Source organism: Variovorax sp. UC74_104, assembly GCF_044055375.1.
Taxonomy (GTDB): domain Bacteria; phylum Pseudomonadota; class Gammaproteobacteria; order Burkholderiales; family Burkholderiaceae_C; genus Variovorax.
Genome location: NZ_CP171978.1, coordinates 5,772,156 through 5,795,513 on the forward strand (window position 1 = coordinate 5,772,156; position 23,358 = coordinate 5,795,513).

Here is a 23,358-nt window from a genome sequence, read left to right on the forward strand (position 1 = left end):
CATCACCAAATCGCCATTACTATTCCATTTACTTCAACAATAGCTCGACCAACCACCCATGGACCGCTTCCAGGAAATGCAGGCCTTCGTGCGCATCGCCGAGCGCCAGAGCTTCACGCAGGCCTCCGAAGACCTGCAGATTCCCCGCGCAACCGTCACCAACCTGATCAAGCGCGTGGAGCAGCGCCTCGGCACCCGGCTGCTGGAGCGCACCACCCGCACCGTGCGCCTCACGCAGGACGGCGAGGCCTACTACGGCCGCTGCGTGCGGCTGCTGGCCGACGTGGAGGAAGCCGAGGGCCTGTTCCGCGACGCGGCGCCCAAGGGCCTGCTGCGCGTGAACCTGCAGGGCACGCTGGCGCGGCATTTCGTGGTGCCGGCACTGCCTGGCTTCCTGGCGCGCCATCCGGAGCTGGAGCTGCACATCGGCGAGGACGACCGCCTCGTCGACCTGGTGCGCGAGGGCGTCGATTGCGTGCTGCGCGCCGGCACGCTGCAGGACTCGTCGATGGTCGGGCGGCGCGTGGCACTGCTGCCGCAGGTCACGGTCGCGAACCCCGCCTACCTGGCGGCGCACGGCGAGCCCCGCAGCCCGGAAGAGCTGGCCTCGCACCGCGCCATCCACTACGTCTCCAGCGCCACGGGCAAGGCCCTGCCGCTCGAATTCACGGTCGATGGGCGGGTGACGAGCGTGCAGCTCGGCGGCATCGTCTCGGTGACCGGTGCCGACCTGTACACCGGCTCGGCCATCGCGGGACTGGGGCTGGTGCAGGTGCCGCGCTACCGCGTGGCCAGCGAACTGGCGGACGGGCGTCTGAAGGTTCTGCTGCCCGAGTTCGCGCCGCCGCCGATGCCCGTCTCCGTGCTCTACGCGCAGAACCGGCAGCTGTCGTCGCGCGTGCGCGTGTTCACGCAGTGGCTGCGCGACATCTTCGAGGCCGCCGAGGCGGCCTGAATCAGCAGGCCGTCGACTCCAGCGCCACCGCACCGGCCTCGGCATGCGTCTGGCCGCGCAGGAAGGAGAACACGACGAGTGCCGTCAGCACCGTCACGCCCGCCAGCACGCACAGCAGCGTGCCGAACGCCGCGCCATAGGCATGCAGCAGCGCCGCGCGGTCCATGCCGGGCAGCAGCGCCAGAGCCTGCGCGAGGTTGCCGGTGGTCACGCGCTGCGCCGCCTGAGATGCGGTGGCGATGTGCCCCAGCTGCACCGTCACCAGCGCGGTCAGCCCAGCACCGACCAGCGCCAGCGCGATGCCCTCCCCCGCCACCCGCACCGTGTTGAAGATGCCCGAGGCCATGCCCGCGCGCTCGCGCGGCACCACGCTCACGGCCAGCCCGTCCATCAGGCCCCAGGGCAGCCCGATGCCCGCGCCGATCAGCAGCAGCGGCCACGCCATCCCGGCGAGCGGCGTGCCCGGCGCGCAGCGGCTGAGCCAGAAAAGGCCCGCCGCGCACACCAGCAGCCCCACGGCCGAGATCGCGCCGGCCGAGAACCGGTGCGCCAGCGACGCCGCCAGCGTCGGCACCACGAGGATCGGCCCCGAAAGCGCGAACATGAACGCGCCCGCCTCGATGGCGCTGCGCCCTTCGAGCCCGATGAAGCGGATCGGCAGCAGCACCAGCAGCACGACGAATCCGTAGGCCGGCGCCGCCGCCAGCAGTTGCACGCCCACGAAGCGCGGAAAGCGGAACAGCGACAGGTCGAGCATCGGATGCGGCACGCGCGTTTCGATGGCGACGAAGACTGCCCCCATCGCCACCGCGCCCGCCAGCGCGCCGAGCACCCACGGGCTGCCCCAGCCGCTGTCGGGCGCCTGCAGCACGCCCAGCGTCAACAGGCTCAGCGCGGCGGTGAAGCTCAGCGTGCCCGGCACGTCGAGCCCCATCGCCTGCGGGTTGCGCGACTCGCGCATCGCCAGCGAAGCGATGCACAGCGCCGCGAGGCTCACCGCGCCCGGGCTCAGCATCACGGCCTGCCAGCCGAAGCGCTCCGCGAGCCAGCCCGAGAGCATGGCGCCGCAGGACAGCCCCACGCCGAACGAGGTGCCAATCAGGCTGAAGGCCCGCGTGCGCGCCGCGCCGTCGAACACCTGCGCCAGCGCGGCCGTGCCCGCCGCGAAGGCCGCGGCCGAGCCGAGCCCCTGCAGCGCGCGCGCCAGATCGAAGGCCACGATGCCAGGCGCCAGGGTCAGCAGCGAGGCGCTGAGCGCCACCACCGCGAGACCTAGCAGGAAGACGCGCTTGCGCCCGTACGCATCGGCCAGCGCGCCGGCGGCCATCAGCGTGGCGCCGAAGCTCAGCATGAAGGCGTTGGTCACCCAGTTGAGCTGCACCGGGCTGCCGCCCAGCGCGTCGCGCACGGCGGGCAGCACCACCGCCGGGCCGGTGAAGCTCAGCGGCATGCCCAGCGCCGCGAGGCAGACGGCGGCCAGGAGCCAGTTTCTGGAGGAAGAGGCGGACATCGGGAACGTGCTTTCGCGGAAGGTGAAGAGGAAGGCACGAAGATAGGAAGGAATCAATGCGCTGAGAATTGCCCCATTGCTCCACACACTCCCAACCAAAGGTTGCCAATCCATGGACAGCTTCAGCGGACTCGAATCCTTCGTGCGGGCAGCCGACCTGTCGAGCTTTGCCAAGGCCGGCCGGCTTCTGGGCATCTCGGCCTCGGCCGTGGGCAAGAACGTCGCGCGGCTCGAGGAGCAGCTAGGCCTGCGCCTCTTCAACCGCACCACGCGCCACATGCGGCTCACGCAGGAAGGCGCCCTCTTCCACGAGCGCTGCCGCCGCATCCTCGACGAGCTCGACGACGCGCGGGCCATGATGCAGGACGCCGTGGCCGCGCCGCGCGGCCGCCTGCGCGTGAGCCTGCCGACCATCGGCTACCGCTTCCTGCTGCCGATGCTGCCGGCCTTCAGGGAGCGCTACCCCGAGATCGAGCTCGACCTCGACTTCAACGACCGGCTGGTCGACGTGATCGCCGAGGGCGTCGACGTGGCGATCCGCAGCGGCGAGCTGGTCGACTCGCAACTGGTGGCGCGCCGGCTCGGCCCGTTCCGCTTCGTGCTGGTCGCCTCGCCGGCCTACCTCGAGCGCCACGGCGTGCCGCAGACCCCGGCCGACCTCGCGCGGCACACCTGCCTGCGCTACAAGTTCGCCACCGGCGGAAAGATCGAGGACTGGGTCCTGCCCGGCCTGCCCGCGCAGCTGCCGCCCGGACTGCTGTGCAACAACATGGAAGCCATGCTCGGCGCAGCGGTCGCCGGCCTCGGCGTGGCCTACATGCCCGACTTCCTCGCGCGCGATTCGCTGTGCCGCGGCGAACTGCAGCGCGTGCTGGCCACGCACCTCGTGCGCCAGGGCCAGTTCACGGCGCTGTGGCCGTCGAGCCGTCAGCTGTCGCCGAAGGTGCGGGCATTCGTGGACTTTGCGGGGGAGCACATGTTCAGGGAAGAAACCATGGGGCCATGACCTGCCGCGAGCCACCCCGGACTGAATTCAGACCATAATGAGTTCGATCAGAAATCAGGGATGAAAAACATGAATTTCTCGACCCAAGTCAAACCCATCAGTTACCTCAAGAGCCATGCGGCAGACATCGTCAAGACGCTGTCCGACACCCGTGAGCCCATGCTCATCACCCAGAACGGCGAAGCCAAGCTCGTTGTGATGGATGTCCGCTCCTACGAGGAGCACGAAGCCACGCTCGCGCTTCTCAAGGTGCTGGCTCTCGGCAACCGCGAGATCGAGCAGGGCCAGTTCCGCTCCGCCGAGGATGTGTTCGCGGACCTGGACCGGCAAGACGCAGAAGAAGAAAAAGACGCGAAATGAAGGTCGTGTTCCTGCGGTCCGCGGAAGCCGATCTGAAGGACCTGAGGCGCTACCTCATCAAGAACTTTGGAGCCCAGGGCTGGGCGGACTGCTACAGGAAGATCAGGAAGTCCGTCGCGATGATCGAAGCCCACCCGGAGGCTGGGCGAGTTCCCGAAGAGCTCGAGAACATGAACGCAGCTCAGTACCGGCAAGTCATATCGGGCATGAATCGCATCATCTACGAACTTCGAGCTGACACCGCCTACATCCACGTCGTCTGCGACACGCGAAGAGACCTGAAGAACCTGCTCATGCGGCGCATGGTCAGCGCCGCATGAGTTCAGACCGGCACTGACAGCCCCGTCGTCAGGCGACCTCTGCCGGCTGCTCTGCCTGCGAACTCGCAGCGGCCGTCTGCTCATCGGCGCGTTGCACCACCGGTGCTTCGGCGGGCACGGCAACCACCGCGACCGGCGCCACGGGTTCAGCGAGCTTGGCGCTTTCGGCAATCACCGGTTTCGCAGGCTCGGGCGCCACGAGTGCCGGCACTTCCGCAGGCGGGACGGTCGGCATTGCCACCGCTACAGGCGCTGCTTCCGCCGGCTTGACGCTTTCCACGACGGCAGGCTTCATGGCCTCAGCGTTGACTGCCTCCGCCTTTGCTGGGGCGGCGACCTTCGCTGGTTCAGCCATCGCGGGCGCAGGCGCGGCCACCGCGACAGGCGCCGCTTCCACCGGCTTGGCACTTTCCACGACGGCGGGCTTCGCGAGTTCCGGCTTGGCCGTCTCAGCGGACTTTGCCGACTTCGCAGGCTTGGGCGGCGCGGGCTTTACCGGTTCCTGCACCGCCGCCACCGGCTTCGCAGCCTCCTGCTTCACCGGCTCGCTCGCCATCCGGCTCAGCGCGAGCGCGGCCTTCAGCGGGAACAGCGTGCGCTCGTCGCCCTCCGCGGTGTTGCTCACCGTGGTGCCCGCCGTCTCGCTCAGGCTCGCGGTGCGCACGGCGTCGAGGCGGTGCGTAGGCACCATGAACGGCGAATGCGTGGTGTAGATGACCTGGTTGCCGGCGAAGTCCTTTTCGAGGTGGGCCAGCAGGTCGGCCTGCGAATGGGGGTGAAGGTGCAGGCCTGGTTCGTCGAGCAGCAGCACGGCGTCTTCGGCCTGGCCGCCCTGGGTGTCGGCGAAGAAAGCAACGTAGAACGAGAAGAACCACTGGAAGCCGCGGCTGCGCTCCTCCAGGTTCACCTCGACCTCGTAGGCGGCGTTCGGGTCGGACACCAGCGTGTCGAGATATTGGCCGTCGAGGTTGAAGCGCACCTTCAGTGCGCGGTCTTTCCAGAGGCGGCGGATCTCGGCCGTCACCACCGAGCCGGCGCGGTTGACGAGCTGGTTGCGCGTGGCCTGGTCGTTCTTCTCGAGCAGGGCCTGCAGCTGCCGCAGGTCGAGCCCCGCGACCTTGCACAGCCTGCCGAAGCTCTGCTGCTCGGGCGTGAGCTGACCCCAGCCCTCGCGCCCAAGGTATTCGGCGATGTTCTGGCGCCCGGGCAGTGCCGGGTACTCGTCGACGTAGACGAAGCGCGGCAGCTTACCGATCACCCATGCCTGCGCGCGCTCCAGCGCGGGCGCGTCGTTGGCGATGGAAAGCGCGGTTTCCTCCAGCTCGGCGAGCATCTGATCCTGCTTGTCGCTGAGCTCGGCGCCCGCCACGGCCAGTGCCTTGCGCAGGGCCTGGGCCGCCTTGATGGCGCCTGCCGACCACTTGATGTAGTCGGGGCTCATGATCATCGCGGCGTCGAAGACGTCGGCTTCCTGCTCGAGCGCGGCCTTCGCGGCTTCGTCGGTGACCTTCTCGGCCGCCGCCTTGACGGCCGGCACGATCTTGCGGACCTTGGCCTTGGTGTCGCTCACGTCCAGCGACAGGGCGCCGAGTCCTTCGAAGCCGGTCGAGCGGGCGGCGGCATAGCCGCGGCTCGCGGTGACGTGGCGCACGCCGGCCGCGCGCGGCAGGATCGCGGCCAGTTCGGCCTGTTCGCTCTCGTCGAGGCTCCAGCGCGTGAACACGACAGGCGTGTCGCCGGTGCACTCTTCCAGGCGGCGATGGCGCGGGAAGTCCTTGATGGGGCTGAGTTCGGCGACGCCTTCCGCCGGGTTCAGGCTGTGCAGGGCGCGCAGCAGGTTCGACTTGCCGCTGTCATTCCGGCCGAGGATCGCCGTGATCTGCGTGGAATCGATGAGGCCGCTGTCGTTGATCGAGCGAAAGTTGGTGATCTGGAATGACGCCAGGCGCATGCGAGGATTTCTCTCTTCTGAAATGGATACGGGGCCGGGGAATGTATTGCATCCCCGGCCCTGTCTTGCTTCGCATCGCCACGAAGAAAAGAAAAAAATTACTCGGCCGCGCGCCGCAAGGTGTCGACCACCGGCCGGCGCAGCACTTCGCGCAGGCCCCACCACCCGGCGCCGAGCGCCAGTACCGCCCCCGCCAGCGCGCCGGCGACCGGCACCAGCGGCGAAGCGGTCCAGGTGAAATCGAACACGTAGCGCGCGAGCCCCCAGCCGATCAGCGCGGCCACGATGCTCGCGAGGAAGCCCGCGAGCAGGCCCACCCCGGCGAGCTCCGCGCGCTGCACCTGCCGCAGCAGGCTGGCGCGCGCCCCCACCGCGCGCATCACAGCGAACTCGCGCGCGCGTTCCTCGCGCGTGGCCGTCACCGCGGCGAACAGCACCACGAGACCGGCCGCGAGCGTGAAGCCGAACAAAAACTCGACCGCGCGGATCACCTGGTCGAGCACGCGCTGCACCTGATTGATGGTGGCGCTCATGTCGACGTTGGTCACGTTCGGGTAGCTGCGCACCAGCGCGTTGTCGAAGCCGCGCGTCTCGGGCGCGCGGAAGGCGCCCATGTAGGTGGTGGGCACGTCGGCCAGCGAGGCCACCGTGTACATCACGAAGAAGTTGGCGTGCATCGAGCCCCAGTCGACCTTGCGCAGCGAGGTGATGCGCGCGTCGTTCTGCATGCCGCCGATGTCGAAGCGCAGCACGTCGCCCATCTTCAGGCCCAGCGTCTCGGCCAGGCCCTCTTCCACGCTCACCTCGCCGGCCGCGCCGGGCGTCCATTTGCCGGCGGTGATGCTGTTGTGCGCGGGCGCGTCCACGCTGTTGCTCAGGTTGAACTCGCGGTCCACCAGGCGCTTGGCGCGGTCTTCGGTGTAGTCGTCGGGCGAGACCGGCTTGTCGTTGATGGCCACGAGCCGGCCGCGGATCATCGGGTACCAGTCGAACTTGCTCACGCCCGCGTCCCGCAGCGACTTCTGGAAGGCCTCGCTCTGGTCGGGCATGACGTTGATGACGAAGCGGTTCGGCGCGTCGGGCGGCGTGGCCTGGCGCCAGCTCGCCACGAGGTCGGTGCGCAGCAGCACCAGCAGCACCAGCGCCAGCAGCCCCACCGAGAGCGCGCTGACCTGCACCACCGCATAGGCCGGCCGCGCCGATATCTGCCGCGTGGCCAGCACCAGCCAGCGCGGCGCGGTCGCTTCATTGACGCTGCGGCGCAGTACCTTCACCGCCAGCCAGCTCAGGAGCGCGAACACCGCCACCGCGCCCGCGAAGCCGCCGACGGCGATGAGCCCGAGCTTGATGTCGCTGCTCGCCGCCATCAGCAGCGCCGCGAAGCCCGCCACGCCCACGCCCAGCACCGCGAGCGACGCGGGCTTGAGCCCGCCCACGTCGCGCCGGATCACGCGCAGCGGCGGCACGCGCGCCAGCTGCAGCACGGGAGGCAGGCCGAAGGCGAAGAGCAGCGTGAGCCCCATGCCCAGCCCGAAGGCCACGGGCCACAGCGTGGCCGCGGGCAGCGCGGTCTCGACCAGTCCCGCCAGCAGCAGCACGAACACGTAGTGCACCGCGAAGCCGATGGCCACGCCCAGCGCGCTGGCCACGATGCCGATCACCGCGAACTCGAAGGCATAGGCAATGGCGATGGTGCGCTGGCTCTGGCCGAGCACGCGCAGCATCGCGCAGTCGTCGAGGTGGCTGGCCGCGAAGCCGCGCGCGGCCAGCGCCACCGCCACGGCCGACAGCAGCGCGGCGAGCAGCGCGACCAGGCTCAGGAATTTCTCGGCGCGGTCCAGCGTCTGGCGCATCTCGGGGCGGCCGCTCTCGAAGGAGTCGAGCCGCACGCCGCGCAGTTCGCCCTTCTTGATGGTGGCGTCTGCCCAGTCGGTGAAGCGCTTGACCGCGGCGTCGCTGCCGGCCACGGCATAGCGGTAGCCCACGCGGCTGGCCGGCTGCACGAGCCCGGTGCGGGCCACGTCGGCCTGGTTGAGCATCACGCGCGGCGAGAAGCTCATGAAGCCGGCGCCGCGGTCGGGCTCCAGCGTGATGACGCGGCCCACGCGCAGGCCGGTGTCGCCCAGCAGAAGCGTGTCACCGACTTTCAGGCCCAGCGAGTCGAGCAGCGAGGCATCGACCCAGGTCTCGCCCGGCGGCGGGATGTCGCGCGTGACGGCGCCTGTGCCGTCGATGGTGGTGGAGGTCTGCAGGCTGCCCCGCAGCGGATAGCCGGCCGTTACGGCCTTCAGCGCCACCAGCTTGCTGGCGCCGCCCTGCGCGTCCTCGGCGCGGGCCATGGTCGGGAAGCCGTAGGTGGATGCGCCCTGGAGCCCGAGTGACTTCGCCTGCGCCACGAAGGCTTCGGGCGTCGGGTTGTCGCTGACGATCACCGCGTCGCCGCCCAGAAGTTGTCGCGCGTCGCGCTTGAGTCCGCCCTGCAACCGGTCGGCGAAGAAGCCGACGGCCGTGAGCGCGGCCACGGCCAGCAGCACGGCGACGATCAACAGGCGCAGCTCGCCGGCGCGCAGGTCGCGCCAGAGCGTGCGCCAACCCAGGCGGAGGGAGGCATTCATGGCCGCGACGATAGCCGAGCGGGCCCCGCGCGGCCGGATTCAAGGGTTATTGCCGGTTTTGGCCTACTTGCCCGAGTCATGGTGCTGCCGCATGATGCGAGAAAACACCCCACTGCGCCGATCAGGCATTTATTGCAGGCTGCGGCGGGCGAAATAAAAACATTCCACTATCTGGCCGTCCTTTCCCCCGAAGGAGTGTCAATGCTGCGATGTCAGCGTCTGCAAACCCTGGGCCTGTGTCTGGCCCTCGGCATGCTGTTGAGTGCCTGCGATCCCAAACCCTCGGCCGGCGCCGCTGCGCCGGCTTCGCCCACTTCGCCGACCGCGGGTGCTTCGGGCACTTCGGGCGCCCCGGGGGCGAGCCCGAGCAGCATCAAGCCTGCCGATTCCGGCGACAAGGTCGACGAATCCACCGCCCACAAAGGCCCGTCCGAAGGCGGTGCGGCCATCGGCGGCATGAGCGGGCCGAACGGCGGTGGCACGTCCGGGGGCGCGGCGCCCGCGCCGAGCGGCGGCGACGGCTCGGCACCCAAGTAGCACGGCCGGCCCCGTACAGTCGATACAGCCCCTACAGATTTCCCACGCAAGGCAAGAAGAAGAGACCCCGATGAAACACCCAACTTCACCGCCGCAGGAGGTTCCGTCATGGACATGAACCGCCGGCAATTCTTCCGCGTCAGCAGCGCGGGGCTGGTCGGCTCCAGCATCGCCGCGCTCGGCTTCTCGCCGACCGCCGCGCTGGCCGAGGCCCGCAACTTCAAGCTCGCGCGCACCACCGAGACACGCAACACCTGCCCGTACTGCTCGGTGGGCTGCGGGCTCATCATGTACAGCCTGGGCGACAAGGCGAAGAACGTGGTGTCCGACATCCTCCACATCGAGGGCGATGCCGACCACCCCGTGAACCGCGGCACGCTGTGCCCCAAGGGCGCCGGCCTGCTCGACTTCGTGCACAGCCCCATGCGCCTGAAATACCCCGAGGTGCGCGAGCCCGGCGCCACGGAGTGGAAGCGCATCGGCTGGGACGAGGCGCTCGACCGCATCGCCAAGCTGCTGAAGGCCGACCGCGACGCCAACTTCCAGACCACCAACGCCGACGGCAAGACCGTGAACCGCTGGACCAGCTCCGGCATGCTCTGCGCCTCGGCCTCGTCGAACGAAACCGGATACATCACGCACAAGGCATTCCGCTCGACCGGGATGCTGGTGTTCGACAACCAGGCACGCGTCTGACACGGACCTACGGTGGCCAGTCTGGCCCCGACGTTCGGCAGAGGCGCGATGACCAACCACTGGCAGGACATCCAGAACGCGGATGTCGTGCTGATCATGGGCGGCAACGCCGCGGAGGCGCATCCGTGCGGCTTCAAGTGGGTCATCGAAGCCAAGAAACAGAACAAGGCCCGCCTGGTGGTGGTCGACCCGCGCTTCACGCGCTCGGCCGCCATGGCCGACTACTACGCGCCGATCCGCGCGGGGTCGGACATCGCCTTCCTGGGCGGGGTCATCAACTTCCTGCTGACCAACGACAAGATCCAGACCGAGTACGTCCGCAACTACACCAACGCGACCTTCATCGTCGGGCCCGACTACAAGTTCGAGGACGGCCTGTTCAGCGGCTACAACCCCGAGAAGCGCAACTACGACCCCAAGTCGTGGGGCTACGCGCTCGACGAGCAGGGCATGGCCAAGGTCGACATGAGCATGCAGGACCCGAACTGCGTGCTGCAGGTGATGAAGCGGCACTACGCGCGCTACACGCCCGACATGGTGAGCCGCATCACCGGCACGCCGAAGGACAAGTTCCTGAAGGTGTGCGAGTACATCGCGAGCACCAGCACCTCCCAGCGCACCATGACCATCATGTACGCGCTGGGCTGGACGCAGCACAGCCAGGGCTCGCAGATGATCCGCACCGGCGCCATCGTGCAACTGCTTCTGGGCAACATCGGCGTGCCCGGCGGCGGCATGAACGCGCTGCGCGGCCACAGCAACATCCAGGGCCTGACCGACCTGGGGCTGCTGTCGAACTCGCTGCCGGGCTACATGTCGCTGGCGCGTGACAGCGAGCAGACGCTGGAGGACTACTACAAGACCCGCGCGCTCAAGCCCCTGCGCCCCAACCAGATGAGCTACTGGCAGAACTATCCGAAGTTCTTCGTCAGCATGCAGAAGTCGTGGTGGGGCGACGCGGCCACGGCGGAGAACGAGTGGGGCTTCCACTACCTGCCCAAGATCGACAAGCTCTACGACGTGCTGCAGGCCTTCGAGCTCATGAACCAGGGCAAGCTCAACGGCTACATCTGCCAGGGCTTCAACCCGGTGGGCTCGTTCCCCGACAAGAAGAAGATCGTCGACGGGCTCTCCAAGCTCAAGTTCCTGGTCACCATCGATCCGCTGCAGACCGAGACCAGCGAGTTCTGGCGCAACTTCGGCGAGTTCAACGACGTCAAGACCGCCGACATCCAGACCACGGTGTTCCGCCTGCCTTCCACCTGCTTCGCGGAGGAGGACGGCTCGCTCACCAACTCCAGCCGCTGGCTGCAGTGGCACTGGAAGGGCGCGGAGCCGCCGGGCGAGGCCAAGGGCGACATCGAGATCGTCGCGGGCATCTTCAACCGGCTGCGCACCGCCTACGCGAAGGACGGCGGCGCCTTCCCCGACCCGATCGTCAAGCTCACCTGGCCCTACAAGATTCCGCACTCGCCTTCCGCGCAGGAACTGGCGATGGAATACAACGGCCGCGCGCTCGCCGACCTGACCGACCCGAAGGACCCGACCAAGCCGCCGCTGGCCAAGGCCGGCGAGCAGCTCTCGGGCTTCGGCCTGCTGCGCGACGACGGCAGCACCGCCAGCGGTTGCTGGATCTACTCGGGCGCATGGACGCAGGCCGGCAACCAGATGGCGCGGCGCGACAACGCCGACCCGTACGGCATCGGCATGGTGCAGAACTGGGCGTGGGCCTGGCCCGCGAACCGGCGCATCCTCTACAACGGAGCCTCGACCGACCCGACCACCGGCAAGCCGTGGATCGCCAAGCGCGGCCTGATCGCGTGGAACGGCAAGCAGTGGGCCGGCTCGGACATCCCCGACATTCGGCCCGACGCGAACCCGACGGAAGCCGACGCGGTGCGCCCCTTCATCATGACCGCCGAGGGCGTGGCACGCCTGTTCGCGCCCACCGGCATGGCCGAAGGGCCGCTGCCCGAGCACTACGAGCCCTTCGAGTCGCCGCTGGTCAACAACCTGATGCACCCGAACAACGAGAAGGCGCGCGCCAACCCCGCGGCGCGCATCTTCAAGGGCGACCTCGAGAGGCTCGGCGTGCCGAAGGACTTCCCGTACGTGGCGACCAGCTACCGGCTCACCGAGCACTTCCACTACTGGACCAAGAACGTGCGCACCTCGGCCATCATCCAGCCGCAGCAGTTCGTCGAGATCGGCGAAGAGCTCGCGAAGGAGAAGGGCATCGGCCACGGCGACATGGTCAAGGTGTCGAGCAAGCGCGGCTACATCAAGGCCGTGGCAGTAGTCACCAAGCGCATCGTGGGTCTGCAGGTGGACGGGCGCACGGTCCATACCGTGGGCCTGCCCAACCACTGGGGCTTCGTGGGCATCGCCAAGCCCGGCTATCTGGTGAATACGCTCACGCCGTTCGTGGGCGATGCGAACACGCAGACGCCGGAGTACAAGTCGTTCACCGTGAACATCGAGAAGGCCTGAACGATGTCCTCTCTTCAAACCCTAGACATCGCCGCCCGCTCGGCCACGACCACGCCGTCGCCCGAGATACGGCATCGGCCGCAGATCCAGCCGGTCGCGAAGCTGATCGACGTGTCGGCCTGCATCGGCTGCAAGGCCTGCCAGGTCGCGTGCATGCAGTGGAACGACTTGCGCGACGAAGTCGGCACCACGCACGGCACCTACGACAACCCCGTCGACCTCACGCCCGCCTCCTGGACGGTGATGAAGTTCTCCGAGGTCGAGCCCGAGGCCGGCAAGCTCGAATGGCTGATCCGCAAGGACGGCTGCATGCACTGCGAGGACCCCGGCTGCCTGAAGTCGTGCCCCTCGCCGGGCGCCATCGTCAAGTACGCCAACGGCATCGTCGACTTCATCAGCGAGCATTGCGTGGGCTGCGGCAATTGCGTCACCGGCTGCCCCTTCGACGTGCCGCGCATCAGCAAGGCCGACAACAAGGCCTACAAGTGCTCGCTGTGCTCCGACCGCGTGGGCGTGGGCCTGGAGCCGGCCTGCGTGAAGGCCTGCCCCACGGGCGCGCTGCACTTCGGCACCAAGGAAGACATGCACGAGTACGCCTCGGAGCGCATCGTCGACCTGAAGGAGCGCGGTTTCGCCAACGCCGGCGTGTACGACCCGGCGGGCGTGGGCGGCACGCACGTGATGTACGTGCTGCAGCATGCCGACCGGCCGCAGCTCTACGCCGACCTGCCGAAGGACCCGCACATCAGCCCGCTGGTGTCGCTGTGGAAGGGCGTGGCCAAGCCGCTCGCCGTGGTCGCCATGATCGGCGCCGTGGTGGGCAGCTTCTTCCACTACATGAAGACCGGCCCCATCGAGCCCAAGGACAACCACCCCGACGCCGACCGCGACGGCAGGCCCGACGACGTGGTGGTGATCGAGGAGCCGCCGGCTTCGGCCTCTTCGACGCCGCCCACCGCGCCCCGCGCATGAGGAGAAGAACGCGATGACACGCTACTACCTTCGCCGCTACCGCGACGCCACGCGCATGAACCACTGGTTCGTCGCGATCATGTTCTTCGCCGCGGCGCTCTCGGGCCTGGCCTTCTTCCACCCGAGCCTCTTCTTTTGAGCGCGCTCTTCGGCGGCGGACCATGGACGCGCATCCTGCATCCCTTCATGGGGCTGCTGATGGTGCTGGGCTTCGTGTTCCTGTTCTTCACCATGTGGCGCGAGAACATCCTCGACAAGGGCGACCGCGATTGGATCGCCAACGCGCCGAAGATGCTCAAGGGCGACAAGTCGAGCATGCCGCCGGTGGGCAAGTACAACGCCGGCCAGAAGCTGGTGTTCTGGGCCTTCGGCATCAGCCTGCTGCTGCTGCTGGTGACGGGCTTCATGTTCTGGAGCCCGTGGTTCGTCGGCTTCCTCCCGATCCTCCTGCGGCGCATCGCGGTGGTGGTGCACGCGGCCTCGGCCGTGGTGCTGATCCTCTCGGTCATCACGCACATCTACGCCGCCATCTGGGTCAAGGGCACGCTGCGCGCGATGACGCGCGGAACCGTCACCGAAGGCTGGGCCAAGCTCAACCATCCGTTGTGGCACCGCAAGATGACCCGGGGGGAATGAGCTCTTCCCGGGCTTCGTGCACCGCATATCCCGCCCCCATTCCGGGTGCGGTGCCCGCGGCCCGGCCGAGTCGGCCCCGCGGTATCCCGCGAACAGGCCCGGCCCCTGCGGGGACTCGGGCGATCGCGTATCGCGAATCGTGCGAATGGCTGTAGAGTCGTCCGGATGAGCAGTTCCAACGGCAATCCACCGCCGATCCGGACCACCCGCGTCCTCGAGCCGGAGCAGATCGCGATGCAGGCCGGACGGCAGATGCCGTTCCTGCGCCTGCCGGTGCGCTCCGTCGCCTTTTCCGACCGCCAGCTCCGGCTGCGGCAGCTCGCCGCATCGCATCCGATGCGCGAGTACCTGATCTTCATCGCCGACCTCGCGCAGGCGCAGCACCAGGTGCTGCAGGACTACGCGCCGGTCGAACTGCCGGAGACCGAAGCGCTCGAAGCCGCCGCGAGGGTGCTCAAGCCCCCGATGCCCGCCTTCGGCTGGACGCGCGACGCGGTGTGGCTGAAGGAATTGCGCCGGCTGCTCGCGCTCTTTCGCGCCAGGCTGCCCGAAGGCCCCGCGCGCGACACGCTCGACCACGTGGCGGCCGCCGACGACGCCTGGATCGATGCGCAGGCCGACCGGCTCTCGCGCCGCATCATGTTCGGGCTCGACCTCGCCGCCGCGCCGCTGATCGCCGCCGGGCTGCAGGCCTACTGGACGCATCTGGTGCTGCAGGTGGCCGCCCACGCAGGCGAGAACATCTACGGCCGCACCGATCCCGGCAACGAATGCCCCTGCTGCGGCAGCGCGCCCACCGCGAGCATCACGCGCATCGGTGCCGACGAGGCGGGCTTCCGCTACCTGCACTGCTCGCTGTGCGGCACCGAGTGGCACTACGTGCGCATCAAGTGCACGCACTGCGAGAGCACCAAGGGCATCCATTTCGAATCGCTGTCCCCGCAGCCCGGCGTGGACCTGCCCGCCACCGGCGCTCGCGAAGGCGCTGTGAAAGCCGAGTGCTGCGACAGCTGCGGCCACTACCTCAAGCAGGTCGTGATGGAGAAAGACCCCGAGGTCGAACCCGTCGCCGACGACCTGGCGAGCGTCACGCTCGACCTGCTCGTCTCCGAAGCCGGGCATCAACGCAGCGGCCACAACCTGATGCTCCTTTTCGGCGAACCCGAAGTTCCCGACGACGGCGGAGGCGGCTGATGGCGATGCCCGAAGAGTCCGTGGTCCACGGCTCGACGGCAAGGCCCCAGGATCTGCCTTCTGTCGATCAATTGCTGCGCCTCGCCGTGCCGGGCGCATTGCTGGCCGAGCATGGCCACACGCTCGTGGTGAAAGAGGCGCGTGCGCTGCTCGACAGCCTGCGCGCGAAAGCCGTCGTGGGCAAACTCGCTGCTGCAGAGGTGCAGCCTGATGCACTGGGCGACGCACTCGCTGCGCGCATACAGTCGCGCCTCGCGCCGCGCATGAAGGCGGTGCTGAACCTCACGGGCACCGTCATCCACACCAACCTCGGCCGCGCGCTGTTGGCCGATGCCGCGCTGCAGCGGCTGCTGGCGGTGATGACATCGCCCAACAACCTCGAGTACGACCTCGCCACCGGCAGCCGCGGCGACCGCGACTCGCTGGTCGAAGAGCTTCTGTGCACCATCACCGGCGCCGAAGCTGCCACGGTGGTCAACAACAACGCGGCCGCGGTGCTGCTCACCATCGCGGCGCTGGCGCGCGAACGCGAGGTGATCGTCTCGCGCGGCGAGCTGGTGGAGATCGGCGGCGCCTTCCGCATGCCCGACGTGATGGCCAGCGCGGGCGCGCGCATGGTCGAGGTCGGCACCACCAACCGCACGCATCCGCAGGACTACGAACGCGCCATCAACGAGCGCACTGCCCTCGTGATGAAGGTGCACACCAGCAACTACGCGGTGCAGGGCTTCACCTCGGCCGTCGATGAGGCCACGCTCGCCGGCATCGCGCATGCACGCGGCGTGCCGCTGGCCACCGACCTGGGCAGCGGCTCGCTCATCGACCTCGCGCGCTACGGCCTGCCGCGCGAGCCGCTGCCGCAGGAGATGCTCGCCGCCGGCTGCGACGTGGTCACCTTCTCGGGCGACAAGCTGCTGGGCGGCCCGCAGGCCGGCCTCATCGTCGGCAGCAAGGAGGCCGTGGGCCGCATCCGCAAGTTCCCGATGAAGCGCGCGCTGCGCATGAGCAAGCTGCCGCTGGCCGCGCTCGAAGCCACGCTGTCGCTCTACCTGCGGCCGGAGCGCCTCGCGCAGGACCTGCCGACGCTGCGGCTGCTGACACGGCCCGCCGATGCGATCCGCGAGATGGCCGAGGCGCTGCGCGAGCCGGTGCAGGCTGCCGTGGCGCCGTGCTTCGACGTCGAGGTGGTGCCGCTGCTCGGGCAGATCGGCTCCGGCTCGCTGCCGGTCGAGCGGCTGCCCTCTGCTGGCCTCGCGATCGCGCCGGCCGGCACTTCGAAGAAAGGCGTCGGCACCGCGCTCGATGCCCTTGCCACCGCGCTGCGCGGCCTGCCGCTGCCGGTGATCGGGCGCATCGCTGAAGACCGGCTGCTGCTCGACCTGCGCTGCCTCGAAGACAGCGCGCCCTTCACGGGCCAGCTTGCCCTGCTGTACGAGCGGCTGCAATGATCATCGGCACCGCAGGCCACATCGACCACGGCAAGACCACGCTGGTGCGCGCCCTCACCGGCGTCGACACCGACCGGCTGCCCGAGGAGAAGCGGCGCGGCATTTCCATCGAGCTCGGCTATGCGTACCTGCATGCGCCCGACGGCGTGTCACTGGGCTTCGTCGACGTGCCGGGCCACGAGCGCCTGCTGCACACCATGCTGGCCGGCGCGACAGGCATCGACCATGCGCTGCTGGTGGTGGCGGCGGACGACGGCGTGATGCCGCAGACGCGCGAGCACTTCGCGGTGGTGGCGCTGCTCGGCGTGCGCGAGGCGACGGTGGCCATCACCAAGATCGACCGCATCGATGCCGGCGTGCGCGAGGCGCGGCTGGCCGAGGTGCGGGCCGGCATCGCAGCCCTGCTCGCGCCCACACCGCTGGCGGAAGCGCCGATGCTGGCGGTGTCTGCCACCACGGGCGAAGGCATCGACGCGCTGCGCGAGCGGCTGCTCGACGTGGCGCGGCAGCAGCGCGCGCGCGAGGATGACCTGGCCTTTCGGCTCGCGGTGGACCGGTCGTTCAGCCTCTCGGGCGTGGGCACCGTCGTCACCGGCACGGTCTTCAGCGGCACGGTGCGCATCGGCGACGAGCTGCGCATCGCGCCGGGCAGCCGCACGGTGCGCGTGCGCGGCATCCATGCCCAGAACCAGCAGGCCGAGTCGGCGCATGCAGGGCAGCGTTGCGCGCTCGCGCTGGCCGGCGTCGGCAAGGACGAGGTGCATCGCGGCGAGTGGGTCTGCACGCCGTCGGTTGCGCTCGCCTCGGCGCGCATCGACGTGCTGCTCACGCTGTGGCCCGACGAGGCGAGGCAGCTGCGCTCGGGCGCCACGGTGCATGCGCACCTGGGCGCGAGCGACGTGATGGCATCGGTCGCGCTGCTCGACCGCGATGCGCTCGCGCCCGGAGAGACGGCGCTTGCCCAGCTGGTGCTGCGCGAGCCCGTGGGCGCATGGCACGGTGACCGCGGCGTGCTGCGCGATGCCTCGGCCACGCGCACGGTGGCGGGCGTGCGCGTGCTCGATCCCTTCGCACCGGTGCGCTATCGGCGCACGCCCGAACGTCTGCGCACGCTGGCGGCCTGGGCCATCGACGACCGCGCTGCCCGCGTGGCCGCGCTGCTGCACAACGCGCCGCTGGGCATCGACACCGCGCAGGCGGCGCGTGCGCTCTCGCTGGCCCACGAAGAGGCACTGCCGCTGCCGAACGGCGCGGTGCGCATCGGCCATACGGCGATCGCTCGGCCGCACCTGGACGCGCTCGAGGCACAGATCGCCGAGCGCCTCGCGGACTTCCATCGCACCGCCCCCCGACGAGGTCGGCCCCGACGCACGGCGTCTCAAGCGCCTGGCCGGGCCGCGCACCGACGACGCGCTCTGGCGCCACGCGCTCGACGAGCTGGTCGCCCGCGGCACGCTGGTGCGCAGCGGCACCTGGCTGCATCTGCCCGACCATGCCGCACGCCTCAACGAGGCCGAGCAGAAGCTCGCGCAGAAGCTGCTGCCCAAGCTGGCCGACGGCGGCTTCGATCCGCCCTGGGTGCGCGACCTGGCGAAGGACTGCGCGGCGAGCGAGGCGATGGTGCGGCAGACGCTCGCGAGCCTCGCGCGCCGCGGCGAGGCCTTCCAGGTGGTGAAGGACCTGTACTATCCGCTGGCGACCGTGGAGCGCCTTGCGGTGATCGCGCGCGATTGCCTCGACGGGCCGGCGGGCCTGGAGGCCGCGAGCTTCAGGGACGCGACCGGGCTGGGGCGCAAGCGCGCGATCCAGCTGCTGGAATTCTTCGATCGTGTGGGCTACACGCGGCGCGTGAAGGACACGCACCTGCTGCGACCCGACACGTCGTTGTTCGGGGCGAGGCCGTGAACGACAACGAAAGCGATCATGGGAGGGGATCGTCCCTGGTGGGGCGGCCGGGCTTCAAACCCGGTTGGTGGCGCCAGCCGTCGCCGGGAAGGTTCGACTCCTTCCCCCTTCCGCCGTCGAGCGGGCATTCGCCTGCTGCGCGATCCGATCTTGCACCTGCGATGCTCGACGTACCCATGTACGCCTGCGCTTCTCGGCGCAAGCTCGGACCGCTCGCGACGGCGACTGCCCACTCGACGAGTCGGCGTAGAACCGCTGCTTCAGGGCACCACGTGCAGCGACGACTCACCAGCTTCCACACGGCCGATGACGGCCGCGCGCGCGAAGCCTTCGTCGCGGAAGACCTTCAGCACCGCATCGACCGCATCGGGCGCGCAGCTCACGAGCAGGCCGCCCGAGGTCTGCGGATCGCTCAGCAGGTTCTGCGTGGTGGCATGCAGGCCGGGCGCGAGGCTCACCTCGGCGCCGTAGCCGGCCCAGTTGCGGCCCGAGGCGCCGGTGACGAAGCCTTCGGCGGCCATCGCCAGCACGTTCTCGAGCAGCGGCACCTTCGACCACTCGACGACAGCCCTGAGCTTCGCGCCGCGCGCCAGTTCGAGCGTGTGGCCGGCGAGGCCGAAGCCGGTGACGTCGGTCAGCGCGTGCACGCCGTCGAGCGCAGAAAGCGCGATGCCGGGCGTGTTGAGCTTGGTCGTGCTTTCGATGAGCTGGCGGTAGCCGGTCTCGGAGAGCTGTTCCTTCTTGAGCGCGGCGGAGAGCACGCCCACGCCCAGCGGCTTGCCCAGCACGAGCACGTCGCCGGCCTTCGCGTCGGCATTGCGGCGCACGCGCTCGGGGTGCACCAGGCCCATTGCGACGAGGCCGTAGATGGGCTCGACCGAATCGATGGTGTGGCCGCCCGCGATCGGGATGCCCGCCGCGCGGCACACGTCCTGCCCGCCGCGCACGATCTCGGCGATGACTTCCACGGGCAGCTGGTTGATCGGCATGGCCACCAGCGCCAGCGCCATGATCGGGCGCCCGCCCATGGCGTAGACATCGCTGATCGCGTTGGTCGCGGCGATGCGGCCGAACTCGTACGGGTCGTCCACGATGGGCATGAAGAAGTCGGTGGTCGCAATCAGCGCCTGCTGGTCGTTGAGCCGGTAGACGGCCGCGTCGTCGGCGGTCTCGATGCCCACCATGAGCTCGGGCGGAATCAACCCGCCGGCCTGGTTCTTCAGGATCTGCGACAGCACGCCGGGCGCGATCTTGCAGCCGCAGCCGCCTCCATGCGAAAAACTCGTGAGGCGCAGCGGCGCGAGCGGGTTCATGAGAGTCGGGTTCATGGCGCGATTATCGAATCGGGCCCGCTTTCTACAATCCCGTCCCTTCCTATCCCGCACGTCCCAGAGGCGCATCCATGAAAAAGACTCTCACCCGACTGGCCCTTGGCCTGACCTTCTCCGCCGCGAGCCTCGGCGCCTTCGCTCAGGGCGTGCTGCGCGTCTCGGCCATTCCCGACGAGGCGCCCACCGAGCTGCAGCGCAAATTCACGCCGCTGGGCGACTACCTCAAGAAGGAAACCGGCATGGACGTGCAGTTCACGCCCGTGACCGACTACGCCGCCGTGGTCGAGGGCCTGGCCACCAACAAGATCGACCTGGCCTGGCTCGGCGGCTTCACCTACGTGCAGGCGCGCATCCGCACCAATGGCGGCGCAGTGCCGATCGTGCAGCGCGCGGAGGACGAGGTGTTCACCAGCAAGTTCATCGTGCCGGTGGACAGCACCGCGAAGACGCTGGCCGACCTGAAGGGCAAGACCTTCGCCTTCGGCGCGCCCTCCTCCACCTCGGGCAGCCTGATGCCGCGCTACTTCCTGCTGCAGGCGGGCATCAACCCCGAGAAGGACTTCAAGACCGTCGCGTTCTCGGGCGCGCACGACGCCACTGTGGCCTTCGTGGCCGCCTCGCGCGCCGAGGCCGGCGTGCTCAACGCCTCGGTGTGGGACAAGCTGGTGGAGGCCAAGAACCCCAACGCCGCCAAGGTGCGCGTGCTGGCCACCACGCCGACCTACTACGACTACAACTGGACCGTGCGCCCCGGCCTCGACCCCGCCGTCACGAAGAAGCTGACCGACGCCTTTCTGAAGCTCGACCCGGCCAACCCGGCGCACAAGGAAGTCATGGCGCTGCAGCGCGCGAGCAAGTTCATCCCGACCAAGTCGTCGAACTACGACGGGATCGAGACGGCGGGCAAGTCGGCTGGTCTGATCAAGTGAGCCTGCGCGGATGAGTTTTTCGCTGGAAGGCGCGGGCGTCGTCCATCCCAACGGACAGCGCGCGCTGGCCAGCGTGACGCTGGCCGCGCGCGACGGCGAACGCATCGCCGTCATCGGGCCCTCGGGGGCGGGCAAGACCACCCTGCTGCGCGTGCTCGGCGCGGCGCTGCGGCCCACCGAAGGCGATGTGCAGACGCTGGGCTCGAGGCCGTGGCAGCTGACCGCGGCGGCGCTGAAGAAGCTGCGCGCCCGCATCGGCACCGTGCACCAGTCACCACCCATCGCGCCGAGGCTGCGCGTGGTCACTGCCGTGCTCGCGGGGCGTCTCGGCGAGTGGTCGATGCTGCGCGCGCTGGGCTCGCTGCTGCATCCCTCGGACATCGCCGGCGCGCACGAGGCGCTCTCGCGGCTGGCGCTGGAAGACCGCCTGTTCGAGCGCTGCGACCGGCTCTCCGGCGGCCAGCTGCAGCGCGTGGGCATCGCGCGCGTGCTCTACCAGCGCCCTGCCCTGCTGCTGGCCGACGAGCCGGTGTCGGCGCTCGACCCCACGCTGGCCGACGCGGCCATCGGCCAGCTCGTGGCGCAGAGCGAATCGACGGGCGCGACGCTGATGGCCTCGCTGCACGCGGTGGACCTCGCGCTGCGCTGGTTTCCGCGCATCGTCGGCATGCGCGGCGGTGCGGTGATGTTCGACCTGCCGGCCGCGCAGGTCACGCCCGAGATGCTCGATGCGCTCTACGCGAGCGAAGGCGGTGTCGCGACGCAACGGCCACTGCCGCCGGGTGCGACGACAGCTGCGGCAGTGGAGGCGGCCTTCCAGCGGCCCGACTGCCCTTGAGCACGAACGTCGCCTCCCCGGCCATGCGCGACCCGCACGCCGCGCGCCGGCTGGCCGCTTGCGCCGCCGCGCTCGTCGTCGCGTGGCCGATGCTGGCGCTTTCCGAATTCAGGCCCTGGGCGCTGTTCGACGGCGGCAATCTCGCGGTCATCGGCGGCTTCCTGGCGGGCTTCTTTCCGCCTGATGGTTCGCCGGCATTTCTCGCCCTGCTCTTCAAGGCCACGCTGGAGACGCTGGCCATGGCCACGGCAGGCACCGCGCTCGCGTTGCTGATCGGCGCGCCGCTGGGCTTCGTGACGACGCGCGCGCTGTCCATCTCGCGCATCGGGCCGGGGCCGGGCCGCGTGCAGGCTGGCATCGTTCGGCAGGCCGCGCGCTGGCTGCTGATGGTGCTGCGGGCGATTCCGGAGATCGTCTGGGCGCTGCTCTTCGTGCGCGCACTCGGGCTCGGCCCGGCCTCGGGCGTGCTGGCGCTGGCCATCACCTACGGCGGCATGCTGGGCAAGGTTTATGCGGAGATCCTGGAATCGGCCGACACACGGCCTGCGCGCGCGCTGCTCGAGGGCGGTAGCGGCCGGCTCGCGGCGCTGTGCTACGGCCTGCTGCCGAACACGGCGCAGGAGCTGGCCTCTTACACCGTCTACCGCTGGGAGTGCGCGGTGCGCGCGTCGGTGGTGATGGGCTTCGTCGGCGCGGGCGGGCTGGGGCAGTTGATGGACCAGTCGATGAAGATGCTCAACGGCGGCGAGGCCAGCAGCATCCTGCTGGTGTTCCTGGCGCTCGTGCTGCTGGCCGACCTGCTGAGCAGCGCGCTGCGGAGGCTGTTGGCATGACGACGAAGACGCTGCCTCCGCGACCGCCGCCGTGCTGGCGCTGCCGCGTCGCGCTGCTGCTGATCGGCGCGGCCGTCGTGGCGAGCTTCGTCTACCTGGGCATCGACTACTGGGCCCTGGGCTCGGCGGAATCGCTCAGGCTCATGGGCAAGTTCGTCGCCGAGTTCTTCCCGCCCGACATGTCGCCGGACTTCCTCGCCAAGGCCGGCCACGGGGCCTTGCAGACGCTGGCGGTGTCGGCGCTGGGCACCGTGCTGGCAGCCCTTGCCGGCGCGGTGCTGGCCTTGCCGGCTTCGGGGCGCGCCGGATGGATGCCGCGCCACGTGGCGCGCTTCGCGCTCAACTTCCTGCGCAGCGTGCCCGAGCTGGTCTGGGCCGCGCTGATGGTGCTGGCCGCCGGCATCGGGCCCTTCGCGGGCGCACTGGCGCTGTCGCTGCACACCACGGGCGTGCTGGGGCGCCTGTTCGCCGAGGCGCTGGAGAACGCGCCGCGCGAGCCCGAACACGCGCTCACGCTTTCCGGCGCGAATGCGGTCACCGCCTTCAGCTACGCCAGCCTGCCCATCGTGCTGCCGCAATGGGTGGCCTACACGCTCTACCGCTGGGAAATGAACATCCGCATGGCGGCCGTGCTGGGCTTCGTGGGCGGCGGCGGGCTGGGGCAGCTGCTGTACTTCCACCTGTCGATCTTCCAGCAGCAGCAGGCGATGACGGTGCTGATCGCGATGTTCGTGCTGGTCACGCTGGTGGACTTTGCAAGCGCTCGCTTGCGTAGAGGACTTGGGCCAGCCTACGCCTGAGCGCCCCTGTCGCCGACAATCGGGGGCATGAG

19 protein-coding genes, 1 tRNA gene and 1 pseudogene are annotated in these 23,358 nt (G+C 69.4%); 17 read left to right on the forward strand and 4 right to left on the reverse strand.

The window, feature by feature from the left end:
• The first annotated feature begins 58 nt into the window (after positions 1-58).
• On the forward strand, positions 59-955 hold the full coding sequence (locus tag ACHMXA_RS27100; RefSeq protein ID WP_395317056.1) for a LysR family transcriptional regulator: 897 nt from the start codon (positions 59-61) through the stop codon (positions 953-955).
• A 1-nt stretch (position 956) separates the two neighbouring features.
• On the opposite strand, the gene ACHMXA_RS27105 is transcribed toward ACHMXA_RS27100, so the two are convergent.
• Entirely contained in the window at positions 957-2,465 is a 1,509-nt protein-coding gene (locus tag ACHMXA_RS27105; RefSeq protein ID WP_395317057.1) for an MFS transporter, read from the reverse strand.
• Positions 2,466-2,577: 112 nt separating this feature from the next.
• Here ACHMXA_RS27105 and ACHMXA_RS27110 point away from each other — a divergent pair, with 112 nt between their 5' ends.
• The 3 genes from ACHMXA_RS27110 to ACHMXA_RS27120 all read left to right on the forward strand — a co-directional run bounded on the left by ACHMXA_RS27110 (position 2,578) and on the right by ACHMXA_RS27120 (position 4,151).
• Positions 2,578-3,471 carry a LysR family transcriptional regulator gene (locus tag ACHMXA_RS27110; protein ID WP_395317058.1) on the forward strand — a complete coding sequence of 298 codons (894 nt, stop codon included), beginning with the start codon at positions 2,578-2,580 and terminating at the stop codon, positions 3,469-3,471.
• 69 nt (positions 3,472-3,540) lie between these two features.
• Positions 3,541-3,831: a type II toxin-antitoxin system Phd/YefM family antitoxin gene (locus ACHMXA_RS27115; RefSeq protein ID WP_395317059.1), complete on the forward strand. Its 291-nt coding sequence runs from the start codon at positions 3,541-3,543 to the stop codon at positions 3,829-3,831.
• Positions 3,828-4,151 carry a type II toxin-antitoxin system RelE/ParE family toxin gene (locus tag ACHMXA_RS27120; RefSeq protein WP_395317060.1) on the forward strand — a complete coding sequence of 108 codons (324 nt, stop codon included), beginning with the start codon at positions 3,828-3,830 and terminating at the stop codon, positions 4,149-4,151. The genes ACHMXA_RS27115 and ACHMXA_RS27120 overlap by 4 nt, the downstream gene beginning before the upstream one ends.
• Positions 4,152-4,179: 28 nt before the next feature.
• Here the strand turns inward: ACHMXA_RS27120 and ACHMXA_RS27125 are convergent, their stop codons facing one another.
• Positions 4,180-6,102, reverse strand: coding sequence for an AAA family ATPase (locus tag ACHMXA_RS27125; RefSeq protein WP_395317061.1), 1,923 nt, complete (start codon positions 6,100-6,102; stop codon positions 4,180-4,182).
• A 98-nt stretch (positions 6,103-6,200) separates the two neighbouring features.
• Entirely contained in the window at positions 6,201-8,717 is a 2,517-nt protein-coding gene (locus ACHMXA_RS27130; protein ID WP_395317062.1) for an ABC transporter permease, read from the reverse strand.
• 78 nt (positions 8,718-8,795) lie between these two features.
• On the opposite strand from ACHMXA_RS27130, the gene ACHMXA_RS27135 reads away from it, so the two are divergent.
• The 9 genes and pseudogenes from ACHMXA_RS27135 to ACHMXA_RS27175 all read left to right on the forward strand — a co-directional run bounded on the left by ACHMXA_RS27135 (position 8,796) and on the right by ACHMXA_RS27175 (position 18,708).
• Entirely contained in the window at positions 8,796-9,254 is a 459-nt protein-coding gene (locus tag ACHMXA_RS27135) for a hypothetical protein (protein WP_395317063.1), read from the forward strand.
• Positions 9,255-9,362: 108 nt separating this feature from the next.
• The gene (gene fdnG / locus ACHMXA_RS27140) at positions 9,363-12,440 is read left to right on the forward strand and encodes a formate dehydrogenase-N subunit alpha (protein ID WP_395317064.1); all 3,078 of its coding nucleotides are present in this window, start codon (positions 9,363-9,365) and stop codon (positions 12,438-12,440) included.
• Positions 12,441-12,443: 3 nt separating this feature from the next.
• On the forward strand, positions 12,444-13,412 hold the full coding sequence (gene fdxH / locus ACHMXA_RS27145; protein WP_395317065.1) for a formate dehydrogenase subunit beta: 969 nt from the start codon (positions 12,444-12,446) through the stop codon (positions 13,410-13,412).
• Between the two features lie 13 nt (positions 13,413-13,425).
• Positions 13,426-13,551: a hypothetical protein gene (locus tag ACHMXA_RS27150; protein WP_395317066.1), complete on the forward strand. Its 126-nt coding sequence runs from the start codon at positions 13,426-13,428 to the stop codon at positions 13,549-13,551.
• Positions 13,548-14,048 (forward strand): formate dehydrogenase subunit gamma, encoded by a 501-nt coding sequence (locus tag ACHMXA_RS27155; RefSeq protein ID WP_395317067.1) that lies wholly within the window; start codon positions 13,548-13,550, stop codon positions 14,046-14,048. The genes ACHMXA_RS27150 and ACHMXA_RS27155 overlap by 4 nt, the downstream gene beginning before the upstream one ends.
• 165 nt (positions 14,049-14,213) lie before the next feature.
• Entirely contained in the window at positions 14,214-15,242 is a 1,029-nt protein-coding gene (gene fdhE, locus ACHMXA_RS27160) for a formate dehydrogenase accessory protein FdhE (protein WP_395317068.1), read from the forward strand.
• A complete protein-coding gene (gene selA / locus ACHMXA_RS27165) occupies positions 15,242-16,690 on the forward strand; it encodes an L-seryl-tRNA(Sec) selenium transferase (protein WP_395317069.1) in 1,449 nt (482 codons plus the stop codon). Before fdhE ends, selA begins: the two co-directional genes overlap by 1 nt.
• Positions 16,687-18,595: pseudogene (gene selB / locus ACHMXA_RS27170) on the forward strand (selenocysteine-specific translation elongation factor). The gene selA and the pseudogene selB overlap by 4 nt, the downstream one beginning before the upstream one ends.
• A gap of 20 nt (positions 18,596-18,615) precedes the next feature.
• Positions 18,616-18,708, forward strand: a tRNA-Sec gene (locus ACHMXA_RS27175).
• 147 nt (positions 18,709-18,855) lie between these two features.
• Here the strand turns inward: ACHMXA_RS27175 and selD are convergent.
• A complete protein-coding gene (selD, locus tag ACHMXA_RS27180; protein WP_395317070.1) occupies positions 18,856-19,923 on the reverse strand; it encodes a selenide, water dikinase SelD in 1,068 nt (355 codons plus the stop codon).
• A 74-nt stretch (positions 19,924-19,997) separates the two neighbouring features.
• Here selD and ACHMXA_RS27185 point away from each other — a divergent pair, with 74 nt between their 5' ends.
• Genes ACHMXA_RS27185 through phnE form a run of 4 tightly spaced genes read left to right on the forward strand, consistent with a single transcriptional unit; the run spans position 19,998 to position 23,326 of the window.
• Entirely contained in the window at positions 19,998-20,855 is an 858-nt protein-coding gene (locus ACHMXA_RS27185; protein ID WP_395317071.1) for a putative selenate ABC transporter substrate-binding protein, read from the forward strand.
• A gap of 10 nt (positions 20,856-20,865) precedes the next feature.
• Positions 20,866-21,693: a phosphonate ABC transporter ATP-binding protein gene (locus tag ACHMXA_RS27190; protein ID WP_395317072.1), complete on the forward strand. Its 828-nt coding sequence runs from the start codon at positions 20,866-20,868 to the stop codon at positions 21,691-21,693.
• Positions 21,694-21,716: 23 nt separating this feature from the next.
• Complete coding sequence (locus tag ACHMXA_RS27195) at positions 21,717-22,526, forward strand: ABC transporter permease (RefSeq protein WP_176663596.1); 810 nt, start codon at positions 21,717-21,719, stop codon at positions 22,524-22,526.
• Positions 22,523-23,326 (forward strand): phosphonate ABC transporter, permease protein PhnE, encoded by an 804-nt coding sequence (gene phnE, locus ACHMXA_RS27200; protein WP_395317073.1) that lies wholly within the window; start codon positions 22,523-22,525, stop codon positions 23,324-23,326. Before ACHMXA_RS27195 ends, phnE begins: the two co-directional genes overlap by 4 nt.
• Positions 23,327-23,358: the final 32 nt, after the last annotated feature.